Here is an 11,262-nt window from a genome sequence, read left to right on the forward strand (position 1 = left end):
CTTCATCTCGGACACCGGCTCAGGCGCAGTTCAGCTGGGCGAACACATCCGACTTGGTCCAGTCGCCGTTGGCCCAGCTCTTGGGATCGGCGGGCGAGAACCCGGCCAGCTTGCCCACCTCGGTGGTGAACCACTGCGCGAACTTCGCCGTGCCCTGCTGGCAGGAGTGCGTCCTGTCGTTCGAACGCTGCGCCTGCGGGGCCTTGAAGTCGGTGCCCCACAAGGCGGAGGCGTCGAGGAAGAAGGCATCGCCGGGGTGCGCGGCGACGGCCGCCTTCGCCGCCCCCGGAGCGGACTCGATGTCGGCCCTGTGCGGGGCGTAGAAGTCATCGCCCGTGTCGAACGGCGGAGTGGTGACGATCACCAGACGGGCACCCGCGGCCTTGACCGTGTCGATCAGCTTCTCGTACGCCTGCTGCTGCGCCTGCGGGCCGCCCCAGTCGTAGGTGGTGATCTGGTAGGCCACCAGCTCGGGGCGGACCGACGTGAGCCGGGAGGCGACGTCGCCGCTGGACATCGCCACCGGTCCGACCGCTGCGCCGCCGCCGTCGGCGGCGACGGAGGTGAGCTCGATGCCGGTGGACTTGAGCGCGGCGGCCAGCGGCAGCGCCTCCCCGACGGCGATGGAGTCCCCCATCCACAGGATCCTTGAGGGCTTCTTCAACCCTCCGGCGCCGGGCACCGACGACGGCCGCTCCGCGCCGGCCCCGGCCTTCGCCGGCCCCGGGCCACCCCCGTCCTCGGCCGGGGAGCTTCCGCAGGAGGTCAGGGCGAGGGCGCCGGCGAGGACGGCAGCGCAGAGGATGCCACCCCGGCGCAGGCCGCGGCCAACGGCGTGGGTGTCGTGGTCATGGGACGTTCGGTGTTCGTAGGTCATGCGGAAGAAGCTAGGAGACCTCTTTTCGCGCCGTTTGACCGTTGTGTCACCGCGGTTCGACGGCCTCATGAGCATCCCGTAACCGACGTCCCCGAGGGGCGGGTCCAACGCGTCCACACGGCGTGGCCGGTGCCGATGACGAACACCTCCCGGCAGCCGTCACGGAAGTGGTACGTCGCCGTGCCGCCACGGCAGGCGCCGGCACAGGTGCGCTGCTGCCGATCGTGTGTTTCGAACGGCCCGGAGACGGCACGAGGGCCTGTTCCCGCGCAGATGCGCGGGAACAGGCCCTCGTGGGTCACTCCGGTTGCCCCTGTCCGGCCCCCGGGGTGAGGGGAAGCCGAGTGGTCGGCTTAGTACCAGTGGTTGGCCTGCCAGAAGTTCCAGGCCGCGTTCGGGCTGCCGTAGCGGGTGTTCATGTAGTCCAGCGACCACTTGATCTGGGTGGACGGGTTGGTCTTCCAGTCCGCGCCGGCCGAGGCCATCTTGGAGGCCGGCAGCGCCTGGCCCAGACCGTACGAGCCCGAGCTCGGGTTGGTCGCCGTGACGTTCCAGCCCGACTCGTGGGAGATGATCTGGCTGAACGAGGCCAGCTGGTCCGCCGGCACGATCTGCGCGGCGATGGCCTGCGGGGAGGCGTCCGCGGCCGAGGCGACGGCGGGGACCACGGCGGCACCCAGGGCGGTCACACCGGCGGCACCGGCAAGAATCACGGCAGTGGTACGCATACGGAACTTGAAAGCGGGCATATAGAGCAAGACCTCAATCAGTTGGGCCGGCGTCACTCCCCGCCTCGACCGTGGCCGGACAGGGGCCGAACGGTCGCGGGGTGTGACTCGGCGGTAAGCCGTTCACCGGTGGGACAGGGGCCGGTGTGGCTGGCGATGAATGCCAAGTTGCCAGACCGGATCGGCGCTCGCCAAGACCCCTCCGCTACGATCCGCCGTCGTAGCGAAGCGACCGGCACTGGTTCGAGAGGCGGGCCGCCCGGAGCGCGCCGACCCCGCTCCGCCTGCACAAACACCCCCCAATAACCCACCAAACAGTTGCAAAATAGTGCAAAACGGACACCACTATCCGTCGTCGTACGCCGCATTCACATGTGAGCGCACTCACGGCCCCAACCCCGGCGCCATCACCGACCGGCCCGCCGCCACCACGCCGAGTCACCGCCGATCGGCCGCCATTGAGACCGCCACCACACCCGGCCGACGCGGGAACGGCACCACAGGGCGTCGCCACAGCTGGCGGCCCCCTGGCCGGCAGGGCGGCGGTCGGGCAGGGCGCGAAGCCGTCACGGGATCCCGGCCGGGCCACCGAGACGCCCGTCCGTCCCGCCGGCATACCCCGCTCCGAAGACGTCCCGGCGTCGTTCGTGGCCGGGTGCGAGTCGCCAGGCATCTCGACGCGGCCCATGCGGCCCATGCGACCCATGCGGCCGGCGAAGCCCCGAGGGTTTCAGGCGTACAGCGCGATCCTGGGCTGGACCGTGCCCGGGCCGGCCTTGACGACGGTGAGCCGGTACCGCTGGGTGAGGGTGTGATGGCTGTGGAGGACCAGTTTCGCCCGGGTGAGGTCCGTGTACAGCGTTCCGGTCTGGCTGGCCAGCCGCACGGTCCTCCAGTGGCCGCCGGTCAGGACCTCGAGCTTGATGTCCGTCGGGGCGAGGAAGGGCCCGTCGTCCGGTGACTCGACGAGGATCTGCGGGGCGACGGTCCGGTCCGCCGACGAGTCGTTGCGGTAGGTGACAGTCATCGGGTGCGCCGCGTGGTCGGACGGCAGCGGCCGGTCGGGCAGGCCGACGAACGAGACCGGCGCGACAGCGGCCACCACCTGCGGGGCGAGGACCCCCGTGGCGAGCGCCGGCGACGGCATCGTGAACGGCGCGGCCAACACGGCGGCGAGGGCGGTCGGGGCCAGAGCCCGGCGGAGGACCTTCCAGGTGGGCATGGTGTCTCCTTCGGTCGTCGACGGCGCTCCCGGGAAGTTCACCGGCGGCCGGGCGATCACCCGCCCACCGAGCGCTCCACGGCTGGACGGACTGCCGCCGCCGGGCAGCCCGGACCGTACCCCATCCACCCTGCACACCAATGGCCCACCGCGCATCCGCACCGGACCGGCGGCCCCGCCCAGGGCCCTCCAGGAACGAGCACTGCAAGCAGGCCAGGTCACACCTTCGGGCCCCTCACCGGACGGCAAGAAGCACCGGCCACCGCGCGGGTGGCCGGTGCTTCGCCCCGCCGGACCCCGGGTTGCTCCACCAGTGCTCGCGGTGGTCGCAGCGCATGTCGGACTCGTCGTGCTCGTCGTGCTCGTGGTGCTCGTGGTGCTTGATCGTGGTGGGGTCGGTGTCGGTGTGGGTGGCGGTGTCGCCGCCCCCGGTGACGGTCGCGGTGTTCGTGACGTCGTCGTCGGTCTCCGACGCCCAGTCGAGGCCGGCCTCGACTGGGCGCGGGCCTGGGCGAAGGTCCACGCGCGGTCGCCGGCGGTGCCGGCGGGCCGCCGTACATGTCTGTTGGCCGGAATGCGAGCGAGTCAGGGCTGAGGCCGGCTGGTGCCGCTGCAGCCCTTGGTGTCCCGCCAGCGGTTCGGAGAGCGTCACGGCTCCGAACAGCCCTCAGCCGTCAGATCAGTTGGCGGAGCACGTCGTACGTAGTCGAGGACTGGAGGTCCGGGGGTGGGCAGTTGAGTGCTTGGCGGCCGACGAGGGCGGTACGGGTTCCGGCTCGCCGACCGGCGGCGACGTCGCTCGGCGAGTCTCCGACCATCCAGGACCGGGTGAGATCGAGTCCGAGGTCGTGGGCGGCTCGGTGGAGCATTCCCGGAGCCGGCTTCCGGCACTGACAGGCGCTTCGGTACGCGGGAAGGGTGCCTTCCGGGTGGTGAGGGCAGGCGTAGATGGCATCGAGATGAACGCCGTGGTGGGCGAGGAGCAGGGTCAACCGGTCGTGCATGGCGCTCATGGTCTCCGCGGTGAAGAACCCGCGGGCCACACCGCTCTGGTTGGTGACGACGACGAGGGCGTAGCCCGCTTGCTGGAGGGCCAGCAGTGGTGCCTCGATGCCTGGTTGGAGGACCAGGTCGGCGGGGTGGGAGGGGTAGTGGCGGAGTTCGGTCAGGGTGCCGTCGCGGTCGAGGAACACGGCCTTCCGGCACCGTTCCGGATGCGGCCTGTGCCTCGGGTCACTCTGTCGCACGGCTGCGGCGGTGGAAGGTCGTCGCTGTGTATCGGCCGATGAATACGGCCGCGTCGGTGACCGGGATGCTGCCGCCGAGGATCATCTGGCGCCTGCCCGCTGGGCGACGTGGTGAATCCGGTCGGTGGTGGAGTGGCCGTCGAGGAACGGCACGGTGACGACTTCTCCTCCCCAGCTTTCGACGAGGTCGGCTTCGGCGATCCGTCGGCCCGCGTAGTCGCCGCCTTTGACCCAGATGTCCGGGCGGAGCTCGGCCAGCACCCTTGAGGGGGTGTCCTCGTCGAAGACGATCACGCCGTCCACACAGTTCAGTGCTGTCAGCAGCATGGCGCGTTCGCGTTCGCCGACGACCGGCCGGCTCTCGCCTTTGAGGCGGCGAACGGAGGCGTCGCTGTTGATGCACACGACCAGAACGTCGCCCAGGCGCCGGGCCTGGTCGAGCAGGGAGAGGTGGCCGGCGTGCAGCAGGTCGAAACAGCCGCCTGCCGCGACGACCTTGCCGCCCTGCGCGCGCACCCGGGCGGCGCGCTCCAGCGGGCCCGTGCACCAGGGGGCGGGCACGACGGTCAGGGAGGCAGGGCCGCCTGCTTCGACGTAGCTGGTGGCGGCTTCGACAGCTGCGGCCACGGCGTGGGAGGGCAGCCGTTCGGCGGCGAGCGTCATGGCTGCGGTGACCGCCAGTTGGTCGCCGGCTCCGCAGGTGTCGCCGGCCGCGTGTCTGGCCGGGACCGCCAGGGGGTGACCGTCGGGATTCGTGACCAGGACCGCGCCGTTGCGGCCGCGTGTGATCGCCAGCTGCTCCACGGGCCAGATGGCCAGCAGTCGGACGGCGCGGGTCGTGTCGCCCGCCAGGTCGCGAGGTCCGGCGTGTCCGCTGAAAGCGAATGCCTCCTCGGCGTTCGGGACGGCCAGGGCGGTGCCGGGGACCGGCGCTGTGCCTCTGGGGTGCGGGTCCCACACCAGTGGACGGCCGGCTGCGGCCGAGGTGAGAGCTTGGCGGAGTTCCGGGTGGGAGGTGATGCCGCGCCCGTAGTCGCACACCAGGACTGCCTCGGCTGTGGCCAGCCGGGCATGCGCCAGTTCTGGCAAGGGTCCGAGTGGAAGTGGACAGGTGTCCGTGTCGAGCCGGAGCACAGTGCGGTCGGCGGTGCGGATACGGGTCTTGATCGGGGTGGTCCCGCCGGTTGCCAGATCAATGACCTCGATCCCGGCTTCGCCCAGCAGGGCGCGCACCTGCGCCCCGGATTCGTCGTGTCCGGTACCGCAGACGAGGGTGACGCGCCAGCCGGGGGTCCGGGCGGCGAGAACGGCTGCCAGCCCGGCGCCGCCCGGCCGGTTGACGGTCTGGGTGCCGGAGACGACGGGGACGGGGGCTTCCGGGGAGAGGCGGTCTGCGGTCCCGGTGATGTCGCGGTCCAGCAGGACGTCGCCGACCACCACCAGTCGCCGCGGACCGTCCGGTTGTGTGTCGGCGGAGGGATCGGGTCCGGTGAGGTGGGTGTCGATGCTGGCACACAGCAGGTGTACGGCGACCAGATGGCATTCCTGGACGGTGGCGGCTTGGGCGGCGTCCACGCACACCGCCTCGTCGCTCACGTCGGAGAGGGGATTCGGGCCGGGGCCGGTCAATGCCCAGACGGTGAGGCCTGCTTCCCGGCCGGCGTGGGCGGCGGCGAGCACGTTGGGACTGGTCCCGGAGGTGGAGAGAAGGAGCAGGACGTCGCCAGGGCGCCCGTGCGCACGGACCTGCCGGGCGAAGACCTCCTCGGGCCCGTAGTCGTTGGCTATGGCGGTGACCGAGGAGGAGTCGGAGTGCAGCGCGATCGCGGACAGCGGTGCGCGCTCGGCGCGGAACCGGCCGACCAGTTCGGCCGTGAGGTGCTGGGCCTCGGCTGCTGACCCGCCGTTGCCCGCCACCAGGAGCCGCCTCCCGGTGGCCAGAGCAGGGGCGAGGATCCGGCCCCAGCGGTCCAGGACATCGGTGTCGAGGTGGTGCAGCGCCTGGACGAGGGCGCGGATGTGTTCTTGGCCCGGTGGAGCCATGAAGTGCCTCCGGAAGGGGGGTTGAGGGGAAGACGCAGCCGGCGGGTGCGCGGTCACACCGACTCGGGTGCGGAGCCGTGACGGACACGTTGGGCCTGGTACCGGAGGAGGACGCCGGTCAGGAGAAGCCACGACGCGGCTACGGCCACCTCGTGTGCCACCGCCCCCCACACCTGACCCGTCGTACCGATCCGCACGGCGTTCAGGCCGGCGCCCAGGGGTAGCACCTGGCCGATCAGGTGAAGGATTCCGTCCGGATCGGCAGGAACGACCACACCGCCGCAGAGCAGTATGAGGTAGCCGACGAAATTGACGGCCATTCCCTCGTCCAGACCGAGGAGAACGAGCGCGCAGCAGAGCATTCCTGTGCAGAGACAGCCCATCGTGGTGAGGAGAACGAGGGGATACGCAGCCGCGACGTCGGCCGTTGCGCGCCAGCCGAGCATGGTGGGCCCAAGGACGACCAGGGCCACGAGTGACGTGGTGAGCCCTTCGGCGACGTACACCCACGACCGCAGGAGCATGACGGCGAGCAGGGGGACGTTCCCGAGGCGCAGCCGGTACATGGTCCCCTGGGGGACTTCGGCGGTCACCACAGTGGACACGTGGCTGGTGACCGCTGCGACCGGAGCGAAGACGACGGCTCCGACGAACGCGTACGCACGTCCGGTGGCTCCCCCGGCGAGTTGCCCGAGGAGGGTGAAGAAGGCGACCTGGAAGACCGTCCGAATCGCCACGCTGGACGACGCTGCCACGCCGGCTGAGGCGACCCGGTAGTCCTTCCCCGAGAGACGGCAGATCCGCAGGCCGACGGCGAACGCGCTTCGGACGGACTCAGGCAAGCTCAAGGGTCCCCTTGACTCGGCCGCGCCGCAGCACAGCATTGAATGCGTACACCCCACAGGCGAGGTAAAGCACGGTCAGGATCAGCACGCCCGCCAGGTGAACGGAGGCAGGCGCCCGGCCGTGGGCGGCATCGTGTACCAACTCGGCCAGATGGTGCAGGCTGACGGCCTGGGCCGGCCAGCGCAGCACCGGAGAGAGGAGATCCGGTGGGATGACGATGCCACCGAGAACGAAGACCGGGTAGCCGAGGGCCTCGATGATGCGCAGACCCGCTCGGGACAGGAAGACGACGCAGCTCAGGACGAGACCCATGGCTGCTGCGGAGACGACGGCCGCGACAGTGACGAGCACGGCCGCCGACGGCCGGGGCAGCTGTGGGTGCAGCCCGAGGACGGGCACGGCGACAACCACCGCGGCCAGCGTGCGCACCAGTCCCGCCGCAGCAACCCCGAGCGTCTTGCCGAGAAGGACGGACAGCAGGGAAACAGGGCGAACCAGCAGTGTCGCGAGGGTTCCCTGGGCCGCCTCACGGCGCAGTAGCGTTCCCGCGCCCCACAGGGTGGACGACCACAGGCCGATCATCACGCAACCGAACACGACCTCGGTCGCCTGTCCGGGGTCGGTACTCGCGGTTCCCCGGGAGACTACGGCCAGGAGGACCATCGGCTGGATCACCGAGACGACCATCGCCGTTCTGACCCGGCCGGTCTCCCTGATCTGAAGGACGGCCGCGCGCCACACCGCCCACGCTTCCGTCTGCGCGGCACGCAGAACGTCACCCACGATTCACGGCCAGTCTTCGTATCACGGCCTCGACCCCGGGCGAGGCGACATCGATGTCCGTCACCGGATACCGTCGTACGACCTCGGCCAGTCGGGCGAGCACGTCCGCGTCCCAGGCTCCGACCTGGAAGGCGAGTCTCCAGCCGTCCTTGTCCTGGTGGATCCGCACGGACGCGTTGGCCAGGAGTTGGGCAGCGTCACGTGGCGCGACGCCTGGGCCAGACAAGCTCACCTCCGCAGTGAAGCCCGCCTGCCGCCGGAACTCGTTGACGGGCAGGTCGTGGGAGACCGAGCCGGATTCGAGCAGCACGACCCTGCCCGCCAGGCGGTCGATGTCGGTCGGGTAGTGGCTGGTGAGGAGCACCGCCGTGCCCGTGCGGGCGAGCCGCGCGACCGCGTCGCGGACCCGCTCCCCCTCCAGGAGGTCCAGGCCGATCGTCGGCTCGTCCAGCATGAGCAGGCACGGCTGGTTCAGCATTCCCACAGCCAGGTGGAGGCGTTGCCGCATGCCTTTGGAGAACGTCTCGACCCGGCTCTCGGCCCGTTCGACGAGCCCGACCTCCTCCAGGGCCGCCAGCGAACGGTCGCGCAGGTGGCGGTGCGGGCCGGACAGACCGCCGAAGAACATGATGTTGTCCAGGGCCGAGAGCCGGGGGTACAGCCCCCGGTCTCCGCCGAAGACAACACCGATGTGACGGCGCGCCCGGCGCGCCTGCCCGGCCAGGTCGGCACCGCAGACCGCGGCCCCGCCCGCTGACGGGAGGAGCAGCGTCGAGAGGATCTTCAAGAGCGTGGTCTTGCCCGCACCGTTGTCTCCGAGCAGTCCGACGATCTCCCCGGCACGCACCGTGAAACTGACACCACGCAGCGCCTCGACAGGCGGAGTTCCGGGAAATGCCCTGCGCAGGTTCTCCACTCGCAGGACTTCCCCGTCCGGCTGACACGGTCTCACGACAACCCCATTACACGTCACCTCGCGGTATCTCGGATTCATCACATGCGCCCGTTCCCGATCCCCGGGCCGGCGCAGTACCGGCCCGGGGGTGGAATCCGGCTTCCGCGTGCGGGTCGCCGGGCGACCGGCTAGATCACGCCATCGGCACGAAAGAACTGCTGGATCTGCGCGATGCGCTCCTCCTTGGTCATGTCGGTCACCTCCTCTCGGGATCGGACAACGGGCCTCCCGTGTCACTGCTGTCGCCTTCGTTGCCCGGGCTCAGAGCCTGCCCGGGCTGTCTGCGACGTCGGGGAGGAAGCTCACAAAGTCGACGTCCTTGCGCCGGCCGGTGCTGTGGAAGTCGCCGTCGTCGACTTCCCGCACCCGGCACCGGACGTCCGCGCCGAGGACGTCCGCGAGACTGCGGGTCAGCTCCGTCGCGTCCGCAGCGGTGAACGCAGGAGCGGGCGAGACCAGCACGGACACGGAGAAGTCGGCCTCCTGCACGACTTGGTAGCGGCGGACCGGGTGGCGGCGGACAGCCCGAACGGCCCAGAGCACGGGAACCGCGGTCCCGTCCGGCCGACGAAGCTCACCCGGGTTCCGCCCCTCCACCAAGTCCATCGCCTTGTGCGGGAGGCCACACGCGCACGACGCCCCTGCCAGCGAGCCGAAGTCCCCCGTCCGGTAGCGGATGAGGGGCATCGCCAGGTTGGTCAGATCGGTGATCACGATCTCCCCGACGCTGCCCTCCGGCACCGGCGCACCATCGTCGTCGACGACCTCCAACCACAGCCGCTCCGACTCGATGTGGTAGGAGCCCAGCGCACACTGCACCGCGATGGTGCCGACCTCCTTCATCGCGTACATGTCGGTCACCGTCAGCCCGAAGAAGTCCGCGAGTGCCTCCCGAGCGGCGGGGACGAGAAGCTCCCCGCACGACACGACGGACCGCACCGACGGCAGGCGGCCGCCGTGCTGCCCCAGCAGCCCCATGAAGTCCATGAGGTTGCGCGGAGACCCCGTCAGCACGTCGGGGCGGAAGCCCCTCGCCCGATCGGCGAACCCGGCACGGTCGGGTGCCGTGCGTCCGGCCGTGCCGAACTGCGCAACGCGCGCGAACCCCATCCCGGGAGAGGTGTACTCGAACCAGTGGTCGAGCCGCGCGAGACACGGCATCAGCACCCTTCGGTCGAACGCCAACCCCGCTCGCTCGTTCCGGACGAGCGCGGTGGCCCACTCGTGGACGAACGCGTCGTCGTGGCGGATCATCCGCAACGGCACACCACTGGTCCCCGACGTTTCCAGGAACCTGCACACCGCCGGGTCGATGTCGTCGTCGCAGTGGTCGATCATGCCCTCAGCGAGCTGACGCTTGCCCACCAACGGGAAGGCGGACAGTACCCGCCACGGATCCGCCCCGCCGTCGACCATGATCCCGGTCCGCCGGTACGCCGGGACCGCATCGACGGCATGCCGGAGCAGCGCTGTCAGCCGCTCGCGCTGCATCTCCCTGATCCGTCCGGGCCGCTGCGCGAGTTCGGAGTACAGCGTGCGCTCCCCGTAGATCTGCGGAAAGAGCAGCCCCTCATGAACCATCTGCGAGTGCCAGTGCCGCTCGTTCTCTGTTCCCACCAACGGATCGAATTGCCGCCGCACAGTCGCACTCCACCATTTCATGTCAATCGGAAGAGTCCGAAGAGCCGTCTCCCGTTACTCCTCGGGGATGCCGCCACCCTGGACTACGTACGGCCGAAGGGCCGGTTCCGGCTCACCTGAACCGCTCCCGGCGGGACGGAACCGGTTCAACGGGTGGCACCAGCGCCACAGGGCGGCCGACTCCGCACTGTGGCGGAGTGCACCAGCACCAGCCGGATCGCGAACTACAGCTGTCGCGAGAACACGGAAACCCTGCTCAGCAACCAGAACGCGCTGCTGGTGCCGAGGCCGTAGGCGAGGTGGGCGGTCAGATCATCACCCAGCGTCTTGGCATCGTATGTCCAGATGGGTTTGTAGAGTCCCGCGATCGGAAGCACCACGTATCCGCTGAGCCACACGAGCGCACCGTACGGGAGCCCGTAGAGGACGTGGGGCTTGCGCAGCGAGGCGCTGACGGCGCCGTAGAAGGCCGCGTTGCCCACTCCGTAAGCCCAGTGCATGAACGTGCTGACGGGGAACGCCGCGCTGTCCGGCAGCTCACGCCGGGTGAAGGCCTCGACCAGGCGCTTTCCGACCTGCCCTGGGTCCGGCGCCTCCTGCCAGGTGCGGACCGGGGCGAACTCCCAGTGCAGGGCGTTGCGTTCGCCACCGGCCCGGCGCTGGCGCAGGAACCGCGCGGCGTCCATGCAGACGGTGCCGACCGCTCCCGCCGCCAGGCCCGCACCGACAGCGCCAAGCGGGGTCAGCTGCTTGCGAGTGCGCATAGGTCGATCGCTCCCGATCCCGGTTCTTTCAGAGGGCGGTTCGTGAGTATTTGACTGGTTTTGTTGTCACCTGATGGTGTGGGCGGGGGTGGAGTCCGCCCGTCCGAGGCCGGTGGTCTGTTGGGGTGGTGAGGTGAGTGAACGCAAGCCGTACCC

The 11,262-nt window shown here is 70.2% G+C and carries 11 protein-coding genes and 1 pseudogene; all 12 read right to left on the reverse strand.

The genetic code is table 11. The annotated features are described in order from the left end of the window. Positions 1-19: 19 nt before the first annotated feature. The 12 genes and pseudogenes from AB0P03_RS34990 to AB0P03_RS35045 all read right to left on the reverse strand — a co-directional run bounded on the left by AB0P03_RS34990 (position 20) and on the right by AB0P03_RS35045 (position 11,106). Positions 20-877 carry an SGNH/GDSL hydrolase family protein gene (locus AB0P03_RS34990; RefSeq protein WP_363587237.1) on the reverse strand — a complete coding sequence of 286 codons (858 nt, stop codon included), beginning with the start codon at positions 875-877 and terminating at the stop codon, positions 20-22. 353 nt (positions 878-1,230) lie between these two features. Beyond that, a complete protein-coding gene (locus AB0P03_RS34995; protein WP_363587236.1) occupies positions 1,231-1,605 on the reverse strand; it encodes a transglycosylase SLT domain-containing protein in 375 nt (124 codons plus the stop codon). Between the two features lie 730 nt (positions 1,606-2,335). Beyond that, positions 2,336-2,827, reverse strand: a complete 492-nt coding sequence (locus tag AB0P03_RS35000; RefSeq protein WP_363587235.1) for a signal peptide protein — start codon at positions 2,825-2,827, stop codon at positions 2,336-2,338. A 235-nt stretch (positions 2,828-3,062) separates the two neighbouring features. Then, positions 3,063-3,350, reverse strand: coding sequence for a hypothetical protein (locus tag AB0P03_RS35005; RefSeq protein ID WP_363632608.1), 288 nt, complete (start codon positions 3,348-3,350; stop codon positions 3,063-3,065). A 151-nt stretch (positions 3,351-3,501) separates the two neighbouring features. Next, positions 3,502-4,020, reverse strand: coding sequence for an HAD family hydrolase (locus AB0P03_RS35010; RefSeq protein WP_363632609.1), 519 nt, complete (start codon positions 4,018-4,020; stop codon positions 3,502-3,504). Positions 4,021-4,155: 135 nt separating this feature from the next. After that, positions 4,156-5,514 carry a D-glycero-beta-D-manno-heptose 1-phosphate adenylyltransferase gene (gene rfaE2 / locus AB0P03_RS35015; RefSeq protein WP_363632620.1) on the reverse strand — a complete coding sequence of 453 codons (1,359 nt, stop codon included), beginning with the start codon at positions 5,512-5,514 and terminating at the stop codon, positions 4,156-4,158. 60 nt (positions 5,515-5,574) lie between these two features. Further along, a pseudogene (locus AB0P03_RS35020) lies at positions 5,575-6,117 on the reverse strand (SIS domain-containing protein); the annotation flags it as partial. Positions 6,118-6,170: 53 nt separating this feature from the next. Further along, entirely contained in the window at positions 6,171-6,959 is a 789-nt protein-coding gene (locus AB0P03_RS35025; protein ID WP_363632610.1) for an ABC transporter permease, read from the reverse strand. Further along, the gene (locus tag AB0P03_RS35030) at positions 6,952-7,746 is read right to left on the reverse strand and encodes an ABC transporter permease (protein WP_363632612.1); all 795 of its coding nucleotides are present in this window, start codon (positions 7,744-7,746) and stop codon (positions 6,952-6,954) included. The genes AB0P03_RS35025 and AB0P03_RS35030 overlap by 8 nt, the downstream gene beginning before the upstream one ends. Beyond that, the gene (locus AB0P03_RS35035; protein WP_363632614.1) at positions 7,739-8,662 is read right to left on the reverse strand and encodes an ABC transporter ATP-binding protein; all 924 of its coding nucleotides are present in this window, start codon (positions 8,660-8,662) and stop codon (positions 7,739-7,741) included. Before AB0P03_RS35035 ends, AB0P03_RS35030 begins: the two co-directional genes overlap by 8 nt. 300 nt (positions 8,663-8,962) lie before the next feature. Further along, a complete protein-coding gene (locus tag AB0P03_RS35040; RefSeq protein ID WP_363632616.1) occupies positions 8,963-10,318 on the reverse strand; it encodes an AMP-binding protein in 1,356 nt (451 codons plus the stop codon). A 248-nt stretch (positions 10,319-10,566) separates the two neighbouring features. Continuing rightward, positions 10,567-11,106 carry a hypothetical protein gene (locus AB0P03_RS35045; RefSeq protein WP_363632617.1) on the reverse strand — a complete coding sequence of 180 codons (540 nt, stop codon included), beginning with the start codon at positions 11,104-11,106 and terminating at the stop codon, positions 10,567-10,569. Between the last annotated feature and the right edge of the window lie 156 nt (positions 11,107-11,262).

Source organism: Kitasatospora sp. NPDC088779 (assembly GCF_040685395.1).
In the GTDB taxonomy this organism is placed as follows: domain Bacteria; phylum Actinomycetota; class Actinomycetes; order Streptomycetales; family Streptomycetaceae; genus Kitasatospora.

What these genes read in the sequence shown, in the direction of transcription:
- AB0P03_RS34990 (WP_363587237.1), bottom strand. Translation starts at nt 877, where the DNA reads ATGACCTACGAACACCGAACGTCCCATGACCACGACACCCACGCCGTT.
- AB0P03_RS34995 (WP_363587236.1), bottom strand. Translation starts at nt 1,605, where the DNA reads ATGCGTACCACTGCCGTGATTCTTGCCGGTGCCGCCGGTGTGACCGCC.
- AB0P03_RS35000 (WP_363587235.1), bottom strand. Translation starts at nt 2,827, where the DNA reads ATGCCCACCTGGAAGGTCCTCCGCCGGGCTCTGGCCCCGACCGCCCTC.
- AB0P03_RS35045 (WP_363632617.1), bottom strand. Translation starts at nt 11,106, where the DNA reads ATGCGCACTCGCAAGCAGCTGACCCCGCTTGGCGCTGTCGGTGCGGGC.